The sequence below is a fragment of the Christensenella timonensis genome, from assembly GCF_900087015.1.
Taxonomy (GTDB): domain Bacteria; phylum Bacillota; class Clostridia; order Christensenellales; family Christensenellaceae; genus Christensenella; species Christensenella timonensis.
In genome coordinates this window covers 116,286-141,771 of the sequence record NZ_FLKP01000001.1, presented here as the reverse complement: position 1 = coordinate 141,771, position 25,486 = coordinate 116,286, and the positions used below count along the sequence as shown (strand labels likewise).

The window sequence follows — 25,486 nt, the reverse complement described above, 5'->3', positions numbered from 1 at the left end:
GAAGATGAAAAAAACAGTAATGATCTTGTTGGCGGTCTTGATGGTGGTGTCGCTGGCGGCATGCGCCACACCGGCGCAGACGGAAGCACCGTCCGAATCGCAGGCGGCAGAAAGCTCCGCAGCACAGAGTGCGGCGGAAAGCCCGTCCGATGACACGGCAGGCGGCGCTGGGGCCTGGAAGATCGCGGTCGTGCCGAAGGATTCCACGAGCGCATGGTTCGTACGGATGGAAGAGGGCGTCAAGAAATATGCGCAGGATACCGGAAGCAACGCATACCAGAAAGGGCCGTCCGGGGCGGACGCATCCTTGCAGGTACAGGTGGTGCAAGACCTGATCGCACAGGACGTCGACGCGATCTGTGTCGTACCCATCGAGCCGGATTCCTTAGAACCGGTACTGGAAGAAGCACGCAGCAAAGGAATCGTAGTCATTACGCATGAAGCGCCGGACATAAAGGCGTGCGACTATGACATCGAAGCGTTCAACAACGCGGATTACGGCGCGTTCATGATGGACAACCTCGCAAAAGCGATGGGCGAAGAGGGCGTCTATACGACGTCGGTCGGGTTTGTAACGACGGCTTCCCACAACGCGTGGGCGGACAGCGCTGTCGCAAGGCAGGAAGAAGCGTATCCGAACATGACGATCCTGGCGGAAGAGCCGAGGATCGAAACGGAGGACGATACGGAACGCGCTTATGAAAAAGCGAAAGAAATGTTGAAAAAATATCCTGACCTGAAAGGCTTTATCGGCTGCTGTGCCTATGACCCGCCGGGAATCGCGCGGGCAGTGGAAGAACTCGGACTGAAAGGCAAAGTATTCATCTGCGGTTCCGGCATGCCAAGCCAATGCAGTGAATTCATGAAGGACGGCACGCTGGATTCCGTCGTACTGTGGGACCCCGCGGATGCAGGCTATGCGATGTGCGCGCTGGCAGCCAAGGTACTCGATGGCGAGGAGATCAAGGACGGCCTCGACTTAGGCCTGGCAGGCTACGACAACGTCAGCTTTGCGCAGGGCAGCGATAAGACATTGGTGGGCGCAGCGATGATCACGATCGACGCGTCGAACGTAGACCAGTACAATTTCTAAAAACACCTGGCGGACGGGTATGCGGGCAAACCACGTTTGCCCGCATACCGCCGCTGGAAATGGCAGCGTATCAGGAGGGGCAGGTATGTCGGAGTATGTTTTGAAAGTGGATCATATATCCAAACATTTTGGAGGAGTAAAGGCCCTGCAGGACGTTTCGCTCCACATCAAAAAAGGGGAGATCCATTGCCTGGCGGGGGAGAACGGATGTGGGAAATCGACGCTGATCAAAGCGATTTCGGGTTTTCACGCGACAGACGGCGGCGAAATAGAGATAGACGGCCGGAAGTACGACAAAATCACGCCGGAGCAGGCGATCGAGGCGGGCGTACAGGTGATCTACCAGGACTTTTCCATTTTTCCCAACCTTACGGCAATGGAAAACCTGTCGATCAACCAGGAGCTTGCGAATAAACGCAAGTGGATCAGTAGAAAGCGGATGCGCAAAACGGCGCAGGAAGCGATCTCCAAAATCAACTTTGACGTTGATCTGGATGAAACCGTGGAGAACCTTTCCGTAGCGGAAAAACAGCTGATCGCCATCAGCCGCGCACTGCTCAATAATGCGAAGCTGATCATTATGGATGAACCGACGACGGCGCTTACGGCAAAAGAGGTCAAGGCATTGTTCGGGATCATCAAGGATTTACAGGAAGAAGGGATCGCGATCCTTTTTGTATCGCATAAGCTGGACGAGGTATTCGAGATCTCCGAACGCTTTACGATCCTGCGCAGCGGCAAAAATGTCGTGAGCGGGGAGACAAAGGACTTAGACGATAAAAAATTCAGGAAATATATGACGGGGCGCGACTTTGAAGCCGTGGAAAAATTCCGGCCGCAGGCAGGAGAACAGACGGTGCTTGAAGTACAGGGACTTTCGCTGAAAAACGGCTTTAGGGACATTTCATTTTCCGTCAGGAAAGGCGAGATCGTCGGGATCACAGGGCTGCTCGGGTCGGGGCGGACGGAAATGGCGGAAACGCTGTTCGGTTACCGCTGCGCAGACAGCGGGAAGATTTTCATAGACGGGCAGGAGAAGAAAATCCGCTGCGTGGAAGACGCCATCGGCAACGGAATCGGCTATGTACCGGAGGATCGCCTGACGGAAGGATTGTTCCTGATCCAGTCGATCAACGACAACCTGGCTGTGGCAAAATGGGACAGCTTCGCAAACAAGCTGGGGCTTTTGGATCGCGGGGCGTGCCGGGGGATGGTGGATCGGTCGATCGAGGAATTCAAGGTAAAGATCGGGAGCATAGACGACCCGATCCAAACCCTGTCGGGAGGAAACCAGCAAAAAATATTGCTTGCGCGCTGGCTGGCGCTCGATTTGAAGGTGCTGATTTTGAACGGCCCCACGGTCGGGGTGGATATCGGCGCAAAGTATGACATCCATGCCATCATCAGGCAGCTGGCGCAAAGCGGGCTGGCGGTGATCGTGATATCCGACGACCTGCCGGAGCTTGAGGAGAACTGTAACCGTGTGCTGATCATGAACGGCGGCAGGATCGTGGGGGAAACGGACGCAACGGGGCTTGGGCAAATCGATCTGACAGCTGCTGAATAAGGGGGGCTTCTATTGTGAGTTTGAGAAGAGTAGTACATAAAACGGAGTTCTATATGCTGATCGTCGTCGTGATCCTCGCTTGCGTGATCCAGGCGGTCAGCGGGCAATTCTTTACGGGGAATAACTTAGTCGACCTCGTGCGCTCGCTCATCATTCCCGGGATGTTCTGCATCGCGGAAATGATCGTGCTGGTCTCGGGCGGGATCGACGTTTCATTCCCGGCGATCGCGTCGCTCTCGATGTATATCGTGAGCGCATATATGAAAGATTTTACGGGAAGCGTGGTCGTGTTCTTCCTTGTGGGGACGGCGCTTGGGCTTGCCATGGGCGTATTGAACGGATTTTTGATCGCTAAATTCAAGTTCCAGCCGCTGATCATCACACTGGGAACGGCGAGCCTTTTTAACGGGATATTGCTAGGAGTGTTCGCCGCAAACGAAACGCCTGTGCCGCAGCAGATGTACGACCTTGGAAAAGCAAAGCTGTTTACGGCGACAAACGACGCGCTGGGCATCAGCTCGGACATGCCGGTGACGATCCTGTTTTTCATCATATTGATCGTGGCGGTGTGGCTGCTGATGAACAAGACCATATTGGGACGGGGTATTTACGGCGTCGGGGGCGACGCGGTGTCTGCCAAACGCGCGGGCTTCAATGTCTTTCATATCCGAATGTTCGTCTATTGCTTCAGCGGTGCGATCGCCGGCTTTACGGGCGTTGCGCGTGCGGTGATGATGACGAACTGCCAGCCGACCAACCTTGCGGGCATGGAAATGACATGTATCGCGGCCTGCGTACTTGGGGGCGTGAGCGTCACGGGCGGCAAGGGATCGATCACGGGGACGGTGATCGGTATCCTGCTGATGACGATGATGTCGAACAGCCTCATCTTATTGGGCATACCGACCTACTGGCAGCGGGTGTTTACGGGAGCGATCATCCTGATCGGTACCGGGATATCGGCATACCAGATGCTGAAAAACAACCGGAAGCCCAATATCAAGATCGCAGGATGAAGGGGGAGAAAAGAATGAATGACACAGTATGTAAACCCTTGAAGCTCAAAGATATCTATGGGAAGGACAAAAACTTTTTCCGGCTGCTGTTGATCCTGGCGGGCGTGTTCGTGCTTTGCTCGGTATTGAAGCCGGAGCTGTTCCTCACAGGGGCGAACTTCCAGAGTATTGCCAAGCAGTTTCCGGAATATGGACTGCTTTCCATCGGGATCGGCCTCGCCCTGCTGACGGGCGGCATCGACTTAAGCGTCGTCAATATCGCGAACCTGTCCTCTATTTCGGCGGCCTTGTTCATGCTGGCCAATACGACGAAGGACATGCCGGACTCACAGGTTTTAGGCGTGGTCATAGCGGCGATCGTGATCGCTGTTGGGGTCGGGCTGGGCGCAGGCGCCATCAACGGGCTGCTGATTTCCAAAATAGGGATCCCGCCGATTTTGGCAACGCTGGGGACGCAGCAGCTTTATTGGGGGATCGCGATCGTGATGACACAGGGGCGTTCGGTGAGCGGATTGCCGTCGTTGTATTCCAAAGTCTTCAATGCAAATCTTGGGGGAGTGATCCCCGTGCCGCTGGTGATTTTTATCTTATGCGCCGTCCTGATGGGCGTCGTACTCTCACGCACCAAATTCGGCTCGCGCCTTTACCTGCTGGGCTCCAATAGCACGGCGGCGAAATACGCGGGTCTGAAGACGAGCGCGCTGCTGGTCAAGACATACGCGCTTTCGGGACTGATGGCGGTGGCGGCGGGTATCATCATGATGGCAAAACAGAATTCCGCGAAGGCGGATTACGGTTCGGCATACACGCTGCAATGCGTACTGGTCGCCGTGCTCGGCGGCGTCAGTACGGAGGGCGGCAAGGGGAACATCCAGGGGATCGTGGTGGCGGCGATCATCCTGCAGTTTTTGAGCAGCTGCCTCAATATGTACGAGAACATCTCGAATTTCTACAGGGATATCATTTGGGGCGTTGTCCTCATTGCAGCGCTGATCTTTAATTACATGATCAATAAACGCGACCAGAAAAAGGCGCAGGGATAAAAAGGCTTTTGAAACGCTGAAAGGAGTGAAAGTTATGCTAGGATATTGGAATGGGAACCAGGAAAGAGTCAAGATCGATATCGAGGACGTGATGCCCAAAGGCAGCAAGGAATACGAACGGTGCCAACGGCTGAAAGACCAGGTGGTCGCGGTAAAGCCGCGGCTGCTGTGCGACCGGGCGCGGATCATCACGCAGTCGTATAAGCAGACGGAAGGACAGCCGCCGATCATCCGCCGGGCGATGGCGCTGCGCGACCTGCTCGAACAAATCAATGTGTATATTTTAAAAGACGAATTGATCGTCGGGCACTCCGCTTCGGCGCACCGCTGCGCGGAAATATTCCCGGAATTCGGCGTACAATGGATCAAAGACGAGATCGACCTGTTTGAAACGCGGGACATGGATCCGTTTGCCGTATCCAAAGAAGTGAAAGAGGAATTCCTGAACGAAATCTATCCGTACTGGGCGGGCAAGACCCTAAACGACCGGATACAGACAATATACGACGAGGAGATCAAGCTGCAGACATATGACGCGCAGCTGTTCACGATCGGCCTGCACGAAACGGGCGGGCTTGCGCATGTGGCGCTCAATTATGAAAAGATCATCACGCGCGGTTTTGCGGACGTACGCAGGGAGATCGAGGAAAAGAACGGCGCGCTTGTGATGAGCGACCCGGCATCCATGAAGAAACGGCTGTTTTACCAGGCCTGCCTCATCATCATCGATGGCGTGATCAGCTTTGCGCACCGCTATGCTGCGCAGGCACGGCGGCTTGCGGCGCTGGAAAAGGACAAGGAGAGGGCTGCCGAGCTGCTGGAGATCGCGCGGGTGTGCGATTATGTACCGGAAAACCCGGCGCGTACGTTCCACGAGGCGATGCAATCGTTCATGCTCGTACATTGCGTACCGTTCATCAACGACAACGGCACCTCGTATACGCCCGGACGGATGGATCAGTATATGTATCCGTACTATGCAAAGGATATTGCGGAGGGCAGGCTCACCAAGATCAAGGCGCAGGAGATACTGGAAGCGTTATGGATCAAGTTTTCAGAGAGCGTGAAAATCTACAATGCCGTGGATGCTGCCTCGACCGGTGGGCAGCCGACGGGCAACAACGTAGCGATCAGCGGCGTCTCGCCGCAAGGGCTGGACGCAACGAACGACCTTTCGTACCGCTGTTTGGAAGCGCACTGCCACATCCTTTTGGGGCAGCCGAATTTCACGGTGCGCGTCCATAAAAAAACGCCGCACGACCTGCTCATCCGGACGTGCGAAGCGATCCGGCTGGGCAACGGCATGCCGCAGATATCGAATGACGAGATATTCGTCAACGCAATGCTGCGCCTGGGCGTGACGCTGGAAGAAGCGCGGGATTATGTACCGGTCGGGTGTCTGGAGACCATGCCGAGGAACACCTGGGGACGTGCGAACGGCGGCTATTTCAGCTTGGTCAAGGTTTTGGAGCTCGCGCTTTCAAACGGCGTGTGCAGGATCACCGGGAAGCAGGTGGGGCCGCAAACGGGCGACGCGCGCAAGTTCACCTCCTTTGACGACGTGACAAAAGCCTTTGAAGCGCAGATGAAATATGCCGTCAGCCACATGGTCACCGCCAACAATATGATCGATATGGTACACGAGGACATGGCGCCCGTGCCGTATGTATCCATGCTGGTAGACGACTGTATTGCCGAGGGGAAGGACGTTACCTCGGGCGGCGCGCATTACAACTGGACGGGGCCGCTGGGCATCGGGATTGCGAACGCGGCGGATTCGTTTGCGGCGCTGAAAAAAGCGGTATTTGAAGATAAACGCGTCAGTATGAGCGAAATGATCGACGCGCTGGAAACGAATTTTGAGGGCAGGGAAGATTTGCGGCTGTATTTGCAGAACAAGGTGCCCAAATATGGCAACGATATCCCGGAGGTGGATATCTTCGCAAAGTATGCTACGGATACGTTCTTTGACGAACTGACCCACTACACGACATACCGGGGCGGCCCGTTCAACCCGGCGCTTATGCCCGTTTCTTCTTACGTGGCGTTCGGCTTGTCGACAGGAGCCACGCCGGATGGCAGAAAGGCAAAAGAACCGCTGGCGGACGGGGTCTCGCCGCAAAACGGTATGGACAAAAACGGGCCGACTGCGGTATTCAAATCCGTCAGCTGCCTAGACCACGTACGCTGCGGGAACGGTGTGATCTTCAACCAAAAGATGAGCCCGGGGCCGCTGTTCGCAGAGCAGGGCCTGGAAAAGTTCAGCTCGCTGATCCGCTCGTACATCGACCTCGGCGGTTCGCAGGTGCAGTTTAACGTCGTTTCGGCGGATACGCTGCGGGACGCGCAAAAGAACCCTGATAAGCACGCGGGGCTTGTCGTAAGGGTCGCGGGCTACAGCGCGTTTTTCAACGAAATATCAAAAGAGGTGCAGGACAGCATCATCGCACGGACAGAGCAGCAGCTTTAAGGCAGAATACAGGGGAGAATGTGGTATGGCCGAAAAGGGGATTATTTTCAACATCCAAAAATATAGTGTCAACGATGGAGAAGGCGTGCGCACGATCGTGTTTTTCAAAGGGTGCCCGCTGCGCTGCCAGTGGTGCTCGAACCCGGAGTCGCAAAAGATGGCATGCCAGGTGCTGGCGACGGCAGGAAAGTGCGTCGGGTGCGGAAAATGCTTTGCGGTATGTACGGCGGGCGGCGTCACCGATCCGGCTAAATGTACCTGCTGCGGGAAATGTGTGGACGTGTGCAACGCGGCTGCCCGCGAGGTATCCGGCAGGGAAATGAGCGTGCAGGAAATTATTGACGAGATCGAAAAGGACAGGATGTTTTATAAAAACTCCGGCGGGGGCGTGACCCTTTCGGGAGGGGAAGCGCTCATGCAATGGCGCTTTGCCGCAAGCCTCGCGAAGGCGGTCAAAAAGCGTTTTTTGAACCTGGCGATAGAAACGACAGGGTATGCCCCGTTTGAGCAGGCCTATGCGGTGATACGGTTTTGCGATACGGTGCTTTATGACCTCAAGCACATGGACAGCGCCCAGCATAAGCGCTATACGGGCGTACCGAACGAGTTGGTTTTGGAAAACGCGCGCAGGCTCGCGGCGCTGCATGCAAATATCATCTACCGTATTCCCCTGATCGGCGGGGTGAACGACGACGAAGCGAATATCGACGCGGTCATCGATTTTGCAAAACAGACAAACGTCATGGACATCGACATCCTGCCTTACCACGAATTCGGCGTGGCGAAATACCGGAAACTGGGTATGGAGTATTGCTGCAACGCCTACACGCCCAGGGATGAGGATATCGAGAAAATAAAAAAGAAAATGGAAGCGGAAGGGATAAACGTCAAGATCGGCGGGTAAATCGATCATTACGATACGAGGAGAGAAAATATGACACAGGGATTGAAAAAAGCCGTCATCGATACGGCGTTGAAACTAAAGGAATACCACCTGATCTCATTATCGGGAGGGAATGTAAGCCTCCGGCTTGAGGACGGCAATATCCTGGTGACCCCGTCGGGGATGGACTATGAGGCGATGGTGGAATCCGACGTCCTGCTCATGGATCCGCAGGGAAACATTTTGGGGGGAGGCCGCAGGCCGTCGGTGGACACGGTCGCGCTGCTTTACATCTATGAGCATCTTCCAAAGGTGAATTCCATCATCCATACCCACCAGGTGTATGCGACGGCAGTAGGACTGATCGAGGACGTGTTGCCTGCGGCTGTGACTACGCTGGCGAACGTGACGCTGGGCGAAGTGAATGTAACGCAGTACAGCTCCGCGGCAAGCGTGGACATGGGGATACAGACAGTGGAATACCTCAACGACAAGCGCGCCGTCATTTTAAAAAACCACGGTGTGATCACTGTGGGGGAAGACTTGAAACAGGCGCTTTACGCGGCGGTATACTTAGAAGATGCGGCGAAAACGTATCTGGTAGCCAAAATGGCGGGAAAACCGAGTATTTTGAACAGTATGCAGGTACATGAGGCAGTAGAAGCGTTCAAGGGCTGCGGCCAAAAGTAAAAGCAAGGAGGAAAAATCATGGGAAATATGACAAGGGAACAGGCACGGGAAAAAGCGATCGGGTATTTTGACCGGGCGCATATCTACCTCACGGAGGAAGAAAAAGAAAACCTTGAAATCGCGGATATGGGGCTTGACCGCCTTGACGAATTCGGGATCGTGATCCATATCTATGTGAACACGAAGCGCTGCGCGGCAAAGGAGATGGTGCTCTTCCCCAACCAGATATGCCCGGAACAGATTCATCCGCCCTTTGGGGATTATGAAGGGAAAGAGGAGAGCTTCCGCGTGCGGATGGGAACGCTTTACCTATATACGGAGGGGGAACCGACCAAGCAGGTCAAGGCGCAGATCCCGGAGGACAAGAAGGACACGTTCCATGTGTTCCACGAAATCATCCTGAACAAGGGAGAGCAGTATACGCTGCAGCCCAATGTGACGCACTGGATATGCGGCGGCCCGGAAGGCTGTGTGGTCAGCGAATTTTCCAGCTACAACAGGGACGACTATGATATCTATACCGACCCGGAGATCGTAAGGATGCACGGCGTCAAGCCGTTTGAAGACTAACGGGCATCGCTTTACGCATGGCGCACCTCCTGCGCTGGATAGGCAAAACACCCCGTACCATCCATTGGCACGGGGTGTTTTGTTATCAAAAAATCAATGCTTTTCCAGGACGCAGACAGATTCGATGTGCGTAGTTTGGGAAAAAAGGTCGACAGGCTGGATCAGGTCGGTCTCGTAACCGAGCTCATAAAACAGCTTCAGGTCGCGTGCAAGCGTTGAAGGGTTGCACGAAACATAGCCGATCTTAGGAATGCCGGAAGCGGCAAGCGTACGGATGACGGCTTCGTCCAGCCCCTTGCGCGGCGGATCGACGATCGCTGCATCGGCCCTGCCATGCGTTTTGACCAAGCCGGGAAGGAGGGCGGAAGCATCCCCGCAGAGGAATTCCGCGTTTTCGATATCGTTCAGGCGTGCGTTGAACTGCGCATCGCTGATCGCCTGCTTCACGATTTCAATGCCGACTACCTTTTTGGCGTGCTGCGCGGCGAAAAGGGATATGGTGCCTACGCCGCAGTAGAGGTCAAAAACGGTCTCGCTGCCGGTGAGCCCCAGCATCTTGAACAATGTATGGTACAGCACTTCGGTCTGTGCGGAGTTGACTTGCAAAAAGCTTTGTGCGCCCAGCTTGAACGTCAGTCCGGCGAGCGTTTCAAAAATATGGTCGCGTCCATGGATGCAAACGGATTTTTGTCCGAGGATCGCGTTTGTTTTTTGCGTATTGATATTGAGCATAATGGATTTGACCTGAGGAAGCACAAATTCAAACAGCATGATGAGGTGGGACTTGCGCGGGATATCCTCGCCGTTGATGCAGAGGACGAGCATGATATCCCCTTCCTTGTTTTCACGCAGGATGACGTGCCGGAGAAGTCCGGTATGCGTCTTTTCATCGTAGATGCTGATGTTGTTTTTGACGATCCATACGCGCAGCTGCGACATGACGATGTGAAAATCCGACGGCTGTATCTTGCAGTCGTCAACATCCACAATGCGGTGGGAATGTGCCGCATAAAAGCCGATATCGACCTGCCTGCCGTTTTGCTGCACGGGGAATGCCGCCTTATTGCGGTAACGGTATTCGTGCCGTGTGGGCAGAGGGAAGCCGACCGGAATATCTAGGCCGCCGATGCGCTGGATGCAGCTCATAACATGGTTGTGCTTGAATTGCAGCTGCCCGGCATAGGAAAGATGCTGCAGGCTGCAGCCGCCGCATTTGCCGAACACATGGCAGGGCGGCTTTACGCGCATGGGGGAAGCAGCGATCACTTCTTCCAGTTTGCCGACGCCATAGTTCTTTTTGAGCGCGATCAGCTTCGCGCGTACCGTCTCGCCCGGCAATGCGCCGTCGATGAATACGGTCATGCCCTCGTACCTGCCGATACCCTGGCCGTCTGTCCCTAAATCGTGTATGCTACATTCGATGCTATCGTTTTTTTTCATATCTCTCCCGCCATCCTTTTTTACAAATCCTATTATAGCAGAAGCATATTTAAAACAAAACAGGAGAAATTCCCATGGATGTACCGTGTTTAGCCATCCGGCATGGTATGATGGTATCAAGGAAGGTGTTTGTATATGATGGAAAACTTGATATGGGTCGTTTTGATCGCGATCGCCGTATTGTGTATCGTGATCCTGGCACGGCAGGGGAAAAAGGCGGACGACGGTGCGCGGCTGCGCTTAGAGCTGATCAACCAGTTTAATTTACTCTCGAATATGATGACGGATACGATGGGCAAGGTTTCAGGCGCGAACAACGCAAGCGTGGAAATATTGCGCCGCACAGTGGAGGATAAGCTGGCCGAGATACAGCGGTCGGTTGACCAGAAACTGGACACCACGCTCAAAAGCGGGCTGTCCACCTCGTTTGCGCGCGTGAACGAGCAGCTGCAGCAAGTGTACCAGAGCATGGGCGAGGTGCGGGCGCTGACGAGCGGGATCGGCGATTTGAAAAATATCCTCTCCAACGTAAAGACGAGGGGGATATGGGGTGAGGTGCAGCTTTACCGCCTGCTTGCCGATTTCATGGCCCCCGGGCAGTTCGAGGAAAACGTGAGGATCGAGGGGGATAACGCGGTGGAATTTGCGATCCGCATGCCGCGCGAGGAAGGCGGCGTGACGCTGTTGCCCATCGATGCCAAATTTCCCATGGATCGTTATGCACGCGTGCTTGCCCTGATGGAAGCGGGAGACCTGGAAGCGCTGCGCGCCGCGCAAAAAGAACTCGTTGCCGCGGTGGTCGCGGAGGCAAAAAAAATCAGCGACAAATATATCCGCCCGCCGAAAACAACGGATTTTGCGATCATGTTCCTGCCGTCCGAAGGATTGTACGCCGAGGTGATCCGGCTGGGATTGATCGAGCAATTACAAAACAAGTATAAAGTGATGCTCACAGGGCCGTCCACGTTGAGCGCGTTTTTGACGAGCCTGCAAACAGGATTCAAGACTCTTTCCATCAAGGAACATTCCGCGGCGATCATCGATATGCTATCGGCGGTCAAAGCGGAATTTGAACAATTCGCACTGCTGCTGCAAAAGACACAGCATTCCCTTTGCGCAGCGCAAAACCACTTAGAAGCGGTGCAAAAGCGCTCGGCCAAGATACAGACGAGCCTTTCCGACGCGGAGCGGTGGGAAGATACGGACAGCTAGACTTCCAGCTCGAACACGTAATCATCCATGACGAAGCCGTTGCCGATGTCGCTGCACACTTCGCCCGTTTGCCGGAAGCCGAGATGCCCGTAAGCCGCGATGGAAGAAGCGTTCTTTTTGGAGGCGGTGAGCCAGATGGACGTAAGGCGCATGCGCCTTGCCATGTCGGAAAGCTCGGCGACCACATCGCGCGCATACCCCTGCCCGCGGCATTCCTTCAGAATATAAAATTTGCTCAAAAACAGCTTGCCCTGCGGATGGTGCGGGCGGACGCCCGCATAGCCGATGGGGACAAACGCTTTGCGGATCAGGTAGTATTCGTACCCTTCGCCGGCGACGGCGGCCTTGATGGCTGACGGGCTTTGGAACTTTCCAAGCATATATTCGATCTGGTCGGCGCTCACGATACCTGCATAGTGCTCGCGCCAGATTTCGTGAGCGAGATCCGCGACCAGAAGGTATTCGCGTTCTTTGCTGATTTTTTTTAAGTTGATCTTTGCCACTATCTTGATTCCCAGTCCCTGATGAAAGCGCTTACACTGCGGTCATATTTCGCTTCGCCTTCTTTGGAGAAAAAACAGCCGGGGATTTCGCCCGCAAGGCGGTGATGCGTTACGCAATCGCAGCATAAGCCGCGCCTTGGACAATCGTAGGTACAGGTACAGTGATCCATGTTTTTTTCTTTCTTACATTCCATCGGAAAATCCTCACTTTCGTTTTTGTTTGAAATAACCGGAGAGCAGGGAGGCGCATTCCTCCTCCAGCACGCCGCCGGTGATTTGCGGTTTATGGTTTAATTTGCCTTCCGAAAGATCGTAAAGCGTCCCGAAAGCGCCCGCTTTTTGGTCGTATGCGCCAAAAACGATACGGGGGATGCGGGCATTGATACATGCGCCCGCGCACATGGGGCAGGGCTCCAGCGTAACATATAAGGTACAATCAAGCAGCCGCCAGCCGCCCAAATGCTTAGAAGCCTGCCCAATGGCAAGTATCTCGGCGTGCGCAAGCGGACTGCGGCCTGTTTCCCGCAGGTTATGGGCACGGGCAATAATTCGGCCGTCTTTGACGACCAGTGCGCCGATGGGAACTTCGTCGATCTCCCAGGCTTTTTTTGCCTCCTCGATGGCGATACGCATATAATCCTGATCAGACACTGGGAGGCCCTCCCTGATGCATATCATACAATAAATTTTTGGCCTGCATGCGCAAATCATACGCTTCCTGGTAACTGAGCTGCGCGCCGGTCGGATCGTTTTCGTCCAAAAACGCAATACTTTCCTGCAATGCTTTCGCGGTATCGGCGAACACCTCGTTGATCTGTATGATGCGCGAATCGGATATTGTGAGGGTCGCCAAATCTTCCTGGATCGTTTCAAGGTCTGCGCGCGTATAAAGGGATGGATTTTCCTCGTGTATTTGCTTCATGCACATATCCAGCCGCATTTCGATATCCAGATCGGCGAGAAAATTATCATATTGTTCCACCACGGGAAGGCTGCACGCAAACACAAGGATCGCGGTAAAAAGCAGCTGCAGGATAAAAGAAAATCGCTTCATAAAACACTCCCGTTTTGTTCTTGCCTGACACCATTTATTATACAGATTTGACATTGATATTGCAATTGCATCGGGTCTTTGGTAAAATAAATAACGTCGCATGGAGAGGTATCGAAGTGGTCATAACGGGGCGCACTCGAAATAATGTCCACTATGCACAATAATTGAATAATACTGTATGGAGCGGTAGCGAAGTCTGGCCGTAACGCGCGTGACTCGAAATCACGTTATCCGCAAGGGTACGTGGGTTCAAATCCCACCCGCTCCGCCAAAATCCCGCATAGGCAAAGGGTTTATGCGGGATTTCTTTTTTTCTTCCGATAAATAATCAGTTACAATACACACATCTAAACTTGCCAATTTTACGTTTTTAGAGCATCTGCTAATATACATCTCATACATAATTTTTGCATTTTTGTTGCCCGATTGTTGCCCAAATCTCACGGTAACATATGAAATTCTATACAAGGATATATAAACTTATTCTTTAAAGCTCCATATCTCTACTCGCTTTTGCAATAGGCTTTTCTTTCTTTTGTTCGCTCTTTTCCATATGCAGCGCATTATGATAAGTTTCAAGCACCGTCTGTTTTCTTTCAAGTCGTACATCAACATATTGTGCTGTTACAGCTTCTAAGTTTGAAGAAATTCCCAATGTCATTCCTACACCCTTTAGAGTATGTCCCAATATTTCACCGACCGAATAAAAATCCCCCGTAAGCTGATACATATTGGTTGCCGCCGTATGTCTAAGATCATGAAAGCGGATATGTGGCATATCAAATTTTACTAACACCTTTCCAAAATTGGACGATAACCTACTCGCATTTAATGGCGCGCCGTCCGGTCTACTTACCACTAAATCATTATCGTAATATTCTTGTCCTGCACTTTTCAACAATTTTTTTTGCTTCTGTTGATTCTCAAATTGACGTAAAAAATATTGCATTGTTGTATCTGTGATAGGTAATATACGCCCGTGCGATTTTGGCGGGGCAAATTCTTTGATGATATTCGTTTTTGGTGGCACTTTGAAAGGGAGTTGTTCGATTACGCTAAACGTCTTGTTTTCAAAGTCAACATTGCGCCACCTTAGCCCTAGGATTTCACTTCGCCTTAGACCATACATACCCCCAAGCATGACAGACATTTCCCATTCTGTACCATATGTATTTGCCATAAGAAGTTGCATCTGCTCAACTGTGTATGGGTCGGGTGTTTTTCCATGTTTCCCGAATTTGGTAATGATATCGCGGGCAGGATTATATTCAATATAACGATACTTTCTCGCGTGTTCCATTGCAACGCTCAAAATTCGTTGTGTGTAACGAACCGAACTATGCGAAAGCCCTTTTGCATATAACTTACTGAAAAGGTCATCCAGCATAGCACCTGTTACTTGATTGATCGGAACACTACCAATATACGGCACAATATGATTTTTAATATACCCTCTATATCCGTATAACGTGCTGGGCCGCAAGTTAGCCTTTCCATGCTTTTCGACCCAATCCTCCATATACTCTTTGACTGTCTGTTTACCGTTCATTACCAATAGCGGTGTATAGGACGGCTTTTCAAGTTTCACTTTCATTTCGGCTTCGTGTTTTTCAGCTTGTGCCTTTGTTGGGAATCCGCGCTTACCATATGTTTTACGTTCTCCGTTTGTCATATATTTAATGTAAACGTCGTATACAGTCCCCGGTTTTCCCGTTAAAACACCCTCGGCATTTCTCCTGTTCTTTACTTTTCTTGATGATATAGCCATTATGAATTATCACCCCCTTTCGTTTTTGAATGAGCGTAAATCTTTGCTCTTTCGTAATAATCCCATATTGCTCTATCCGTCAATAGCCGATGACTTCCATTCGGTAAATATTCTAACTCACCTTTATCCATGAGTTGACGCAATTTGTTTGCTCCCAAACCGCAAACGGTACTCATTTGCTCGACCGTTTTAAAAAATGGTAAAGGTTGTATATCCTGCTTTTTATCCTTTTTCACCAAAAGGCACAACACCCCCCGATTATATTTTTTAGCAAACAGACGGCTGCGGGTCGGGCAGCTCCACGGGGTTATGTTGCCCCCTTGCATGGTTCTCATGCAACCGCCCCCATTGCGTGATAAGCTGTGGCTGGGCGGGAGTATCATTATTACGGCTTTCTGATCGTCGCACAAGCAGACTGCGCTTGCTTCCGTCAAGGTGTTAATCGCTCATGTCACGGCGCACCTTTCGGCTGGCTCCCAGCATACCGAATGTATCTGATTGCTTGTATGAAATTGTCAATGTGCTGCTGTATGTCAATCTAAAAGACCGCGCTATATAAGTGCGCTCTTGTAGAGTGGCAAACAAAAGCCCGCGACCGGGCAAGCGTGGAAAGGGGAACACGCACCCAGTCGCGAGCATAGAGTTAAGCGGCTTTAAATTTGAGAATTTGGGTTATCAGTTTTGTTTCAAGCCTGCGCTTGACTTCTTCATTTACGCAAAAATAAGGCAGACCGTTTTCATCAAAAAGTTGCTGAAAAGCTAAAGAGGAAACGTACCCCTTATAGTGCGCTAACACGGCGTTGATAGCGTCAATATCACCCGCCGTTGCAGCCAAAATGACAGAATATGGAATCAGGCTACAATCAACTTTTCCCACTATAATTTCACTTCCTCTCTATAATCTTTTTGAGTTTTTCTAGTGTGCTTGCCCTGCGCTTCGTGACCGTGCGACGCATAAGGCTTAACAGTTTCCCAATTTCTCGGTCGGTCATATCGAGGAAATAGAACAACAAAATAATGTTGCGCTTATCCTCTGGCAAGGCGTTCAGTGCGGCGGCTATTACTTCATCGGTTATCTTGATTTCATTTCCCAAAACGGAAAACACATATTCATCAAGCGCATACTCATCATAAGCCGTTAAAGCCGCAATCTGTTCAAGCTCCTGTTCGGATAGCATTTCTAAAGATATTTCGCGGTCACGCTTTCTTTTCAAGATAATAGTTGCGTGCTTCATTGCGAATTACTTTTTTGCAGTAGCTATCAAACTGTCCTTGAATCCGCGCCCTGTCGCTGGATTGAGGGTTCAGAAGATCACCCCCTTTCTACTACAATAATTTATGGATAGGATATGGCAGCCAGCCATACGCCTTTCCATCCCATAGTCTAAGCTACAATAAGGGGAGTAATTGGTCTGACGACTCCTTTCTTGGGTCTACACGCCCGTACGTGAGACAGTCAGCCATCCTCTTGTTGCAGCGTTCGTTTTGCAGGTAGAGCCACCACTCGTGCGTTCGTGTCACTCAGTAGATTGAATAGGCAATGGGTAAGAGATGGGCACCGATTACAATACATCAATCAGGAGGAATACTTATGAACGCTGTCGGTATCGACATTTCCAAAGGCAAGTGCATGGTTGCTATCCTGCGTCCCTTCGGTGAGGTGGTTGCTTCACCTTTTGAAATTCAGCACACCGCTCATGAACTCAGACGTTTGGTTGAACGTCTGAAAAGTTTGGACGGTGAAACCCGCATTGTTATGGAGCATACTGGCAATTACTATCTGCCTGTCGCCAGGCATCTGCACGAAGCCGGCCTCTATGTGTCCGTTGTCAATGCTATTCTTGTACATGACTACGGTCAAAATTCCCTTAGACGGGTCAAAACGGACAAGAAAGATGCTGTTAAAATCGCCAGCTATGCTCTAAGCCATTGGCTTGATCTTCCGCAATATGCGCCGGAAGAAGACGTTCGCCACATGCTTAAACCTGCGCCCGCCAGTGCAACCAGTACGTTAAGCAGAGTGTTATGCTTAAAAACAGCCTCATCGCTTTGCTTGACCAAACCTTTCCGAGTGTCAACATGCTGTTCTCCAGCCCGCCCCGCAAGGGGGACGGTCACGAAAAATGGATTGACTTCGTGGGTAAATTTTGGCATTTTGAATGCGTCAACAGCCTTTCCAAAAACGTTTTTACCCAGCGCTATCAAAAATGGTGCAAAAGAACAGGTTACAACTTTCTTTCCACTAAGGCCGCTGCCATCTACGATTTCGCCTGCATACAAGTCAGTACACTGCCTCGAAGCACCTTTGCCAAACAGCTTATTACTCAAGCTGTGTCGCAGCTTAACTCCCTATCGGAAACGCTGGCTCTGATTCGGCAGCAGATGCTTTCCCTTGCCTCCGGCTTGCCGGAATTTCCTGTTGTCATGGCTATGCAAGGGGTCGGCAATGTGTTAGGACCTCAACTCATGGCTGAAATTGGCGATGTGCGACGTTTCAACCGTAAGCAGTCGCTGGTTGCTTTTGCCGGTATCGACGCACCGCCTTTCCAGTCCGGCGCCTTTGAAGCACAGAGTACCGGCATTTCCAAACGAGGTTCTTCCTCACTCAGAAAGACGCTTTTTCAGGTCATGGACTGCCTGCTCAAACACGCGCCCTCTCATGATGCTGTATTCCAATATCTTGACAAAAAACGCGGCGAGGGTAAGCATTATTACGTCTACATGATGGCAGGAGCCAACAAGTTCCTGCGTATCTACTACGCACGGGTTAAGGAGCATCTAGGCAGTTTGGCGGTTCAGTAGCCCACATATTCTTTTTGCTTGGCTTACCAGCTTATTTCAGGGTGGTTTTATTTGATGTTCCATTTTTTACCTTTCATTTTTTATTCATTTCCGGCTTGACTTTTCTTTGCAGGTCTCGCGTCCGCAAGGGCGGTGAAATATCCCCTTTCACTTACTAGCACAATTTGAAAATGGAAAAAGGAACCATTTTTCAAAAAAAGTTGAAAAATTTTTTGAGAACCATAAAAAAAGACGATTGTATTAAATACAACCGCTGCTTTCGTTGTTGTGATTACAAAGGTGTTATGAATTTGCCCGATGCAGTTTGCTACCCCGTCACGCGATAGCAAACGATGCTAAAATTATACGGATTTCTCATAAGCCGCACCCACACCGACCACTTAAAACAGCTATGCAACTGTTCATTAAATCATTTAATAGATTTCCAATTATCTCGTTAGATGTTCTTATATGCCGGTATAGCCCTTAACTTCGGGCTTTTCCGGCATTTTTCCTATCGGAAGAACCTCACAAACATTCTTATTACCCCTCATGTTTTCGTTCTCAAACGTAGTACAAACAGTAGTACATTCTGCGTATCTTATGCGGCCTTGGATTCCTGGGCGCTCTCTGACGCAGGCTGCGCGTTGACTGCGGCGGCGGTCTGTGACTTGGCTTGCAGCCGTTCCATTTCCTCCTGTGCGGAATGGAACGTGGCGTGGGCGTAATAGTTCAGCGTCATAACGATATTGGAATGCCCCATAATGTACTGCAATGCCTTGGGGTTCATGCCCGCATTTGCCATTCTGGTACAGAATGTATGCCGCATGGTGTGTGGCGTCATGACCTCCGGCAGCGGTTCCGCATGGAACTTGTTGAACTTCTTGGCAAGGCCCTGAAACATGGAATCATAGTTGACAGCCGCTTTCGGCAGTCCGTCCCGATTTAAGAACAGGAATCCCTTATACCCGTCCACCACAACGCCTTTGCCGTCCTTTCGCCTGTGCAACACACGCTGAAATGCTTTGTAGGCCGCTGCGCTCATAGGCACCTGGCGATAACCGCTGTCTGTCTTTGGCGCTTCGATGTAGTAGCCGTCCTCGGTGCTTCTCAAAAGCTGGTGGTCTACATTCACAAACCGCTTGTCAAAATTCAGGTCGGCAGGCGTCAGGCCGCAGAGTTCGGAAACGCGAAGTCCGGTTTCCAGCAGAATCAATACCTCGTCATAATACTTGGCATAAACGGGGTCACTCTGCATGAAGCCCAAAAGCTCCTTTTCCTGTGCAGGGGTAAGCGGCACCTTTGGTACGGTATCGTCGTTGATAACCTCATTGATCTGGAAGTCAAAGGGATTCTTGCGGAGGCAATCGTCCTGTACGGCCATGTGAAAAATGGCTTTCAGGGAACGCTTGCCGTTGCAGATGGTATGATAGGCCACGCCCTTTTCCTGCATACGCAAGGCCCATTCTTTGGCGTCAGACAGCTTCACGCTGTCGATGCTGGCCCCTCCGATTTTATCCTCGGACAGAAGTTTCATTAACTGCTGGCGGCTCTTATGGGTTCCCCGTTTCACATTGCCCCGCTGCCGGATATACTTTTCATATAGCTGGCACACGGTCATTTTCTTACCGATGGTGTCAATCCCATCGTCAAGGTCTTTTTGTATCTGCTTGATTTTCTCACGCAGAGAAATATCCGGGCGTTTTCCGGCAGGGATTTTGTCCGTAGGGACTAACTTCCATGAGTACACAAACTTCGGTTCTCCAAAGGTATCCGTATATTTGTAGGCGTATCTTCCGTCTGTTCGCTGGCTCTCTCCAGATTTCAAAAGGCGGCCTTTGCTGTCCCGCCTTTTTTCATCTCGTTCTTTTTTTGACATTTCGTCATGCTCCTTTCCATGACGGAAAGAGCCTTGACACGCTTTAAGAGTATTATAGCATAGTCAAGGCTCTTTTTCACTAGATTGTGTCAAGAGAATCAATGATTTTTTCAAATTTTTGCCGTTTGATCTGGATGCGGTTGCCGTTCAAAATCACCCAGCCAGCGGATGGGTTTTCCTCGGCAAGCCGACGCAGTTTGTTTTCTCCAATGCGAAAATATTTCGACGCTTCCTCAATGGTAAGCGTATACTTTTCCCAAATAGGCACATCGTTATTACTCATAATATGGCCTCCTTCTGTTCAAAGCAAAGGTTCCTTGTAAATGTGGGCAAAACACGGACGGCTGGCGGCCCAGCTCCACGGGCTTTTCACCCCCGTGTGGTTCTCACACGGCCCTACCCATTGCCTGTGACGCTTTTAACGCTCGGACTGTGGCTGTAAGGGAGTATCATTGTCCTGCCTGCACGTCATCGCCCATAAGCAGCTACGCTTATTTTGCGGCTGGGTGGTTGTCGCTCCGCTGTTTTCGTAGAAACCAGCATCATGGCGCACCCGCCGTCCGGCTCGGTGTAGACAGAATGTGTCCGTATGCCCTATGACGCGCCGCCATTGTCCTGCGGGCGTATTTGTCAAGGTACATACATCAGCCACCGAGCCGGCGGAAATGCGGAAAGAGAGTAATAAGACATTTCCGTTACCGTGGCCGGGTCGTTACTTCAAGGCAACGATGATGGAATGAATGAGCTTGATTTCCAAACGGTGCTTCATATACTCGTCCACGCACACATAGGGGATGCCGTTGCTGTCATACAAGGTGCGGATGCAGAGCTTGTTTATGTAGTCCTCATAGTACCGCAGCACTTGCTCCATAGTCATTGCATCCCCAGCGTGGGCAGCTTCCATCACCGAAAGGGGAAGAAGCTCTCTGCCGTTGAATGTAGGTTCCTTCATCCGCGTTTACCTCCCTCTGGCATGAACGCCATCAATTTCATACGCAACTGTTTCAGGGTCCTTGTCCTGTGACGCTGTACGGCGCTGCGGGACATTCCCATGAGGCTGCCGATTTCTCCGTCTGCCAAATCCAGAACACAGTGCAAAATCAAAATGCTTTGTTCCTGTTCCGGCAGGCTGGCGAACGCCTCGGCTACAAGCTCGTTGTCGATCAGCAGGTCATACCCATACGACGAAAAAACGTAGCTGTCGCTGGGGTAATCATCCACGACTGAGAGCTTGTCCATTTCCTCTTGTGTCAGAGCATCCAGCGACTTTTCACGTTCGCGGCGATGCGCCATCTCCGACCAGTAGCTTTTAGCCTCATTGCGGAGTACCGCTTTGCAGAAAGCATCATAGCGGTGCCGCAGGATAAAATCATTGCGGGGGATCGTTTCCATCTTTTCACCCCCTTTCTGTGGGGGATTTCGGTGGTTTTCTCCCTTTCCGCCAAAGTTACTGTTGAAAGGCCTCCAGCTACCCGCCAAACACCACTTTTTTAAAAAAATTTTGAAAAAGTGTTTGACCGATAGAGCGGGCCGAAGGAAATAACAAAATTCGCCCGGAAGGGCATAAACCCTCCGGGCGAACAAAAAAATAGTATGATATTTTATTGCATACGCAAATTCATGGTTCCGGCCACATTTCCCACGGGCCGGGGGATGTTTTTTTTAACGGTGTTACTCCCATTTCCGTTGGTCGATATCCCGTTCTACACATGACGGCTCCCTCCTGAAACCGCCAATGGGATCAGCGTTAGGGGGAATTGCTCCCATCCAATACCTTACGAACCGCGGTGTGGTTGCTCGGGGCGATCCGGCTGATGTAATGACGGCCTGATTGCGCAACGTTCCTTTGGTTTGATGTTCCATCTTTCACTTTCTCCATTTTTTTAGAAAATAACTTCGATACAAAATCCAAGGACAACAAACAGTAAAATGCTGATAATCGTTCCAACTCTCGTCATGATCTGATACTTTGTAAACTTCTTATTTCGCACAAATGTAATCCCTCGCATTCTCAATAAATGTATCTAATATCAATTCGCAATCTGTAAACTTGTATTGTCTTGCACTTTCTATATCTTGATTTAAGAAAATAAAACCGATGCATTTATCGTAGGTTCCAAGATAATCAAAAACAGATTGTATGTATTCATTGCGAACTTCATCACTGGTGCTATGCTCCGCGATCTCTCCAAAAATAATTGGCTTATTATATGCTTCCAAATAGTCTCTTTGACCTTCATTTTCATAGAATTGCTGAAAACTCTCACGGGAATCCAATGTGTTATTCAATGTCAATCCGACATAATCAACATACTCATCACCTGGATAATATTTCGTTGTGTATTCGTCTGCCCTGTTGGGAGACCATACCCACTTAACATTGGGAGCATATTCCCTACCCAAGTTCACAATGTGAACCCAAGCGTTTACATATGCGTGAGCATCATCTGTTTGCCAACTGTACCAACCAGATTTGTAAGAGGGCCTCATTTCCATTTCATGCGCTAATCGAACAAAAAGTTCTGTATTGGCTCTGTTATCCGAAGAGAGTTTCTTAAAATATTCAATAATTAAATCATCATAATACCCGTCAGAAACCAATTTTAAGTCCCAGTCGGTAGGCTGCAAAGTGATAAACGCTATATATTTATTGTCGTCTAAACATAAAGAAATCTTGTAATCACTTGTCTGATCAAAACGATCAAACCAAGCTAAAGTATTGATGCTGTCAGCTAAAACATCAGTCTCTTCGGGGCCTTGAACATAAACGCCCAAATATCTTTGTCCCTCTGTAATAGGATAATATTCAGACTCGACAACTGAGGATTCTGTTACAATAGATTCCGTAGTTGGTTCTTCCAGTGTAGCTTGACTATTACTCGGAGCCTCAATAGACGCAATGCTGTCAGAGCCATCGGCCTTCTCGGTATCGACAGGCTGTTCGTTGCAACCAACCCATAATATAAATATAGCAGCCGCGAATATACAAATGCAATTAAGGAACTTCCGCTTTATCATTGTCCTCCTCCAATTTCCGGGTGCCCCATTCCATATCGTCAGAGCAGAGCATAAGGCCTAGCAATCGGATAGGAACCATGACAACAGTTAAAACAAGGATGAATACTGGAAGCAGTAATGTATAATACCACTTCACACTTCTCATAACCTTAATATTTCGTGAACCAAAACTAATGATACAACCAAGAAGAATAAAGAGAATGATCTGCCACCATGGAGCGGTATATGCCAATGTTGGAATCGCGCAGCCAAGTATATTTAACACCTTGCAAATTATAGTATTGGCATAAACGCTAACCAGCATCATCGGACTAATCATATCTGACCAGTAAATAAAGCACATCAGCTTGGCGTTTTTTAACATCCAAGGAGTCATTCTCAGATTGTTATACTGTGAACCTTCCGACCATCTTAACTGCTGCCTGATAAATTTTTTCCATTCGGTGGGCACATCTGTATAAATTACTGAGGTGTCTTGCATAACTGTTTTGTACCCCTTTCGGAGCGTCAGGTTTGTGAGGCTTCTGTCATCGGATACTTCTTTGTGAAATCCCATGAATGTCTCATTCATAAAGTCATACATCACATCTATCAAAATCTGAGTACGGAAAGCAATTGTCCTGCCGGGAAGGCAGCCCACTTTGCCTGTAACGCTCATTGCTTTCATCGTTCCTTCAGCTCTGATCTCTTCAAGCAAATTTGCAAACATGGTTACGAGTTTGCGGTCAGGATCAAGTATTTTCTGTCTGGTTGTAACACCGCCAATTTTTTGATCACAAGCAAAAGGCTTCAGCAACTCGGACAAAGTATCCTCTGTCCATACCGTATCACTATCCACAAGCACTGTTATATCGGAATTCGGATTAATGTGCTCCATTGCCACACGGATCCCATTTCTCTTACCGGCAACAGGTGTATAATAATGCTGAACAGGAGTAAAGCCAATTGGTAAATTCCTGTTGAAATCTACACACAGGTTTTCAAGCCCCTCGTTTTTTGGCCCATTAATGACAACTATAATCTCAGACGGATTCTGGCGTGCTATTTTCATCAGAACACTATAAAATAGATCTAATGGTTCGTCAACGACTGGGAGCAGCACCGATGTAAAATAATTTATTTCTTTATCTTCATAATCATATGGCTTATATCGAATAGCATGGAAAAATACTATTCCCCATCGAATGAAAATGAATGCGAAGAAAAACATAAAGAGGTGAAGGTTATGAGTTTTGATATAATCCTCGACCATCAAGAAAAATGTGTACATTACAATCACCGCCTCGCCGGGTCAATCTCTTCCAAAGATGTCTCTTGTATAAACCTTATACATAACTTCCGAGAGTTCACTGGAAACTCTATTAGCAACAATAACATCACATGAACGCTTAAACTCCGCAAAAGAATGTACAACCTTATAACCCATAAACTCTGCGGCATCGCCTAATAAGGGTTCATATATTACAATTTCTTGTTTTTCTTTGGAAAGCCCCTCCATAACACCCCAAACAGCACTTGAACGGAAATTGTCAGAATTAGACTTTGCCGTTAAGCGGTAAATACCAACTGTGCCAGGATGTTTATTCAGAATTCCCTTTATGACATGGCCTTTTTTGGTGTGGTTTGCCTGACACACAGCGGTAATCAAATTTTCAGGAATATCATGAAAACTTGATTTCAACTGCTTTGTATCTTTCGGGAGGCAATATCCGCCATAGCCAAAAGATGGATTGTTATAATGCTTACCAATTCGAGGATCATGACAAATTGCATCTATGATGTTCTTTGTACTTAACCCATTCATTTCTGCAAAGGTATCCAATTCGTTAAAGAACGCAACACGCATGGCTAAATAAGTATTAGCGAAAAGTTTAGCGGCTTCTGCTTCATCAAGCCCTATAATCAAGACGGGAATATCTTCTTTATTTGCGCACTCTTGCAAGATGGTTGAAAAAACCTGTGCATGGATAACCATAGCAGGGTCTGCAATATCTGTACCAACAACAATTCTGGAAGGGTACAAATTGTCGTATAGGGCTTTCGTTTCTCTTAAAAATTCAGGGGAAAATAGAATGTGGCTGGTGTTATATTTTTTTCGCACACTCCTTGTATACCCAACAGGAACCGTACTTTTGATGATCATAATGCAATGATCATTATTTGCCATACAAATTTCTATGGTGGAATCAACCGCATGAGTATCAAAGCTATTGGTTTCATCCTCATAATTAGTAGGTGTTGTAATAATTACATACTCGGCGTCTTTATATGCTATTGCCGTATCTACAGTGGCTGTCAAATTTAGTTTTCTTTCGGCAAAAAACTTTTCGAGATATACGTCCTGAACGGGAGAAATACGGGAATTAACTTTCGCAACCTTTTCTTCATCAATATCAAGCACTATTACTTCATGCTTTTGGCCTAACAGAGTGGCAAGAGATAACCCCACATAACCTGCGCCTACAACAGTAATTTGCATAGCATTCTAACCACCTTTCT

General features: G+C 49.7%; 25 protein-coding genes, 1 tRNA gene and 1 pseudogene. 11 read left to right on the top strand and 16 right to left on the bottom strand.

All coding sequences use genetic code 11. The features are described 5' to 3' along the window. Positions 1 to 4: 4 nt before the first annotated feature. The 8 genes from BN6471_RS00690 (at position 5) to BN6471_RS00655 (ending at position 9,332) form a co-directional block, all read left to right on the top strand. Positions 5 to 1,093, top strand: a complete 1,089-nt coding sequence (locus tag BN6471_RS00690) for an autoinducer 2 ABC transporter substrate-binding protein (RefSeq protein WP_066644537.1) — start codon at positions 5 to 7, stop codon at positions 1,091 to 1,093. An 85-nt stretch (positions 1,094 to 1,178) separates the two neighbouring features. Continuing rightward, complete coding sequence (locus BN6471_RS00685) at positions 1,179 to 2,660, top strand: sugar ABC transporter ATP-binding protein (protein ID WP_066644534.1); 1,482 nt, start codon at positions 1,179 to 1,181, stop codon at positions 2,658 to 2,660. 14 nt (positions 2,661 to 2,674) lie between these two features. Beyond that, positions 2,675 to 3,676, top strand: coding sequence for an ABC transporter permease (locus tag BN6471_RS00680; protein ID WP_204213223.1), 1,002 nt, complete (start codon positions 2,675 to 2,677; stop codon positions 3,674 to 3,676). Positions 3,677 to 3,690: 14 nt separating this feature from the next. Next, positions 3,691 to 4,719: an ABC transporter permease gene (locus tag BN6471_RS00675; RefSeq protein WP_066644532.1), complete on the top strand. Its 1,029-nt coding sequence runs from the start codon at positions 3,691 to 3,693 to the stop codon at positions 4,717 to 4,719. Between the two features lie 34 nt (positions 4,720 to 4,753). Further along, positions 4,754 to 7,189, top strand: a complete 2,436-nt coding sequence (locus BN6471_RS00670) for a glycyl radical protein (RefSeq protein ID WP_082903231.1) — start codon at positions 4,754 to 4,756, stop codon at positions 7,187 to 7,189. A 25-nt stretch (positions 7,190 to 7,214) separates the two neighbouring features. After that, entirely contained in the window at positions 7,215 to 8,093 is an 879-nt protein-coding gene (locus BN6471_RS00665; RefSeq protein WP_066644525.1) for a glycyl-radical enzyme activating protein, read from the top strand. Positions 8,094 to 8,123: 30 nt separating this feature from the next. Beyond that, entirely contained in the window at positions 8,124 to 8,762 is a 639-nt protein-coding gene (locus BN6471_RS00660; RefSeq protein ID WP_066644523.1) for a class II aldolase/adducin family protein, read from the top strand. 18 nt (positions 8,763 to 8,780) lie between these two features. Beyond that, positions 8,781 to 9,332, top strand: a complete 552-nt coding sequence (locus BN6471_RS00655; protein ID WP_066644522.1) for a cupin domain-containing protein — start codon at positions 8,781 to 8,783, stop codon at positions 9,330 to 9,332. Between the two features lie 93 nt (positions 9,333 to 9,425). Here BN6471_RS00655 and rlmD read toward each other — a convergent pair whose 3' ends face one another. Further along, on the bottom strand, positions 9,426 to 10,772 hold the full coding sequence (gene rlmD / locus BN6471_RS00650; RefSeq protein ID WP_066644521.1) for a 23S rRNA (uracil(1939)-C(5))-methyltransferase RlmD: 1,347 nt from the start codon (positions 10,770 to 10,772) through the stop codon (positions 9,426 to 9,428). A gap of 135 nt (positions 10,773 to 10,907) precedes the next feature. Here rlmD and BN6471_RS00645 point away from each other — a divergent pair, with 135 nt between their 5' ends. Continuing rightward, complete coding sequence (locus BN6471_RS00645; RefSeq protein ID WP_066644511.1) at positions 10,908 to 11,984, top strand: DNA recombination protein RmuC; 1,077 nt, start codon at positions 10,908 to 10,910, stop codon at positions 11,982 to 11,984. Here the strand turns inward: BN6471_RS00645 and BN6471_RS00640 are convergent. From BN6471_RS00640 to BN6471_RS00625, 4 genes are read right to left on the bottom strand one after another with little or no spacing between them, the layout of a single operon-like run. Then, complete coding sequence (locus BN6471_RS00640; RefSeq protein WP_082903230.1) at positions 11,981 to 12,487, bottom strand: GNAT family N-acetyltransferase; 507 nt, start codon at positions 12,485 to 12,487, stop codon at positions 11,981 to 11,983. The genes BN6471_RS00645 and BN6471_RS00640 overlap by 4 nt on opposite strands. Then, positions 12,487 to 12,681: a DUF6485 family protein gene (locus BN6471_RS00635; protein ID WP_066644508.1), complete on the bottom strand. Its 195-nt coding sequence runs from the start codon at positions 12,679 to 12,681 to the stop codon at positions 12,487 to 12,489. The genes BN6471_RS00640 and BN6471_RS00635 overlap by 1 nt, the downstream gene beginning before the upstream one ends. Before the next feature lie 10 nt (positions 12,682 to 12,691). Then, positions 12,692 to 13,165: a tRNA adenosine(34) deaminase TadA gene (tadA, locus tag BN6471_RS00630; RefSeq protein ID WP_066644498.1), complete on the bottom strand. Its 474-nt coding sequence runs from the start codon at positions 13,163 to 13,165 to the stop codon at positions 12,692 to 12,694. Beyond that, the gene (locus tag BN6471_RS00625; RefSeq protein ID WP_066644482.1) at positions 13,131 to 13,541 is read right to left on the bottom strand and encodes a hypothetical protein; all 411 of its coding nucleotides are present in this window, start codon (positions 13,539 to 13,541) and stop codon (positions 13,131 to 13,133) included. The genes tadA and BN6471_RS00625 overlap by 35 nt, the downstream gene beginning before the upstream one ends. Before the next feature lie 180 nt (positions 13,542 to 13,721). Here BN6471_RS00625 and BN6471_RS00620 point away from each other — a divergent pair. After that, positions 13,722 to 13,812, top strand: a tRNA-Ser gene (locus BN6471_RS00620). A gap of 216 nt (positions 13,813 to 14,028) precedes the next feature. Here BN6471_RS00620 and BN6471_RS00615 read toward each other — a convergent pair. The 4 genes from BN6471_RS00615 to BN6471_RS00600 form a co-directional block, all read right to left on the bottom strand. Next, entirely contained in the window at positions 14,029 to 15,309 is a 1,281-nt protein-coding gene (locus BN6471_RS00615; protein ID WP_066644480.1) for a site-specific integrase, read from the bottom strand. Beyond that, positions 15,309 to 15,644: a DNA-binding protein gene (locus BN6471_RS00610; RefSeq protein WP_242861814.1), complete on the bottom strand. Its 336-nt coding sequence runs from the start codon at positions 15,642 to 15,644 to the stop codon at positions 15,309 to 15,311. Before BN6471_RS00610 ends, BN6471_RS00615 begins: the two co-directional genes overlap by 1 nt. A 308-nt stretch (positions 15,645 to 15,952) precedes the next feature. Next, positions 15,953 to 16,186 carry a helix-turn-helix domain-containing protein gene (locus tag BN6471_RS00605; RefSeq protein ID WP_242861813.1) on the bottom strand — a complete coding sequence of 78 codons (234 nt, stop codon included), beginning with the start codon at positions 16,184 to 16,186 and terminating at the stop codon, positions 15,953 to 15,955. A 7-nt stretch (positions 16,187 to 16,193) separates the two neighbouring features. Beyond that, on the bottom strand, positions 16,194 to 16,544 hold the full coding sequence (locus BN6471_RS00600; protein WP_082770994.1) for an RNA polymerase sigma factor: 351 nt from the start codon (positions 16,542 to 16,544) through the stop codon (positions 16,194 to 16,196). A 356-nt stretch (positions 16,545 to 16,900) separates the two neighbouring features. On the opposite strand from BN6471_RS00600, the pseudogene BN6471_RS00595 reads away from it, so the two are divergent. Beyond that, positions 16,901 to 18,111, top strand: a pseudogene (locus tag BN6471_RS00595) (IS110 family RNA-guided transposase). Positions 18,112 to 18,691: 580 nt separating this feature from the next. On the opposite strand, the gene BN6471_RS00590 reads toward BN6471_RS00595, so the two are convergent. From BN6471_RS00590 to BN6471_RS00560, 7 genes are all read right to left on the bottom strand, one after another. After that, positions 18,692 to 19,969, bottom strand: coding sequence for a site-specific integrase (locus BN6471_RS00590; RefSeq protein ID WP_002566647.1), 1,278 nt, complete (start codon positions 19,967 to 19,969; stop codon positions 18,692 to 18,694). Between the two features lie 79 nt (positions 19,970 to 20,048). Beyond that, entirely contained in the window at positions 20,049 to 20,252 is a 204-nt protein-coding gene (locus BN6471_RS00585) for an excisionase (RefSeq protein ID WP_002566648.1), read from the bottom strand. A gap of 429 nt (positions 20,253 to 20,681) precedes the next feature. Further along, the gene (locus BN6471_RS00580; protein WP_066523738.1) at positions 20,682 to 20,921 is read right to left on the bottom strand and encodes a helix-turn-helix domain-containing protein; all 240 of its coding nucleotides are present in this window, start codon (positions 20,919 to 20,921) and stop codon (positions 20,682 to 20,684) included. After that, positions 20,918 to 21,361 carry an RNA polymerase sigma factor gene (locus BN6471_RS00575; RefSeq protein ID WP_002566650.1) on the bottom strand — a complete coding sequence of 148 codons (444 nt, stop codon included), beginning with the start codon at positions 21,359 to 21,361 and terminating at the stop codon, positions 20,918 to 20,920. The genes BN6471_RS00580 and BN6471_RS00575 overlap by 4 nt, the downstream gene beginning before the upstream one ends. A gap of 588 nt (positions 21,362 to 21,949) precedes the next feature. After that, entirely contained in the window at positions 21,950 to 22,987 is a 1,038-nt protein-coding gene (locus tag BN6471_RS00570) for a glycoside hydrolase family 26 protein (protein ID WP_066523734.1), read from the bottom strand. Next, positions 22,965 to 24,257 carry a glycosyltransferase family 2 protein gene (locus BN6471_RS00565; RefSeq protein ID WP_066644478.1) on the bottom strand — a complete coding sequence of 431 codons (1,293 nt, stop codon included), beginning with the start codon at positions 24,255 to 24,257 and terminating at the stop codon, positions 22,965 to 22,967. The genes BN6471_RS00570 and BN6471_RS00565 overlap by 23 nt, the downstream gene beginning before the upstream one ends. Positions 24,258 to 24,278: 21 nt before the next feature. Beyond that, positions 24,279 to 25,466, bottom strand: coding sequence for a nucleotide sugar dehydrogenase (locus BN6471_RS00560; RefSeq protein WP_002566654.1), 1,188 nt, complete (start codon positions 25,464 to 25,466; stop codon positions 24,279 to 24,281). Positions 25,467 to 25,486 lie beyond the last annotated feature (20 nt).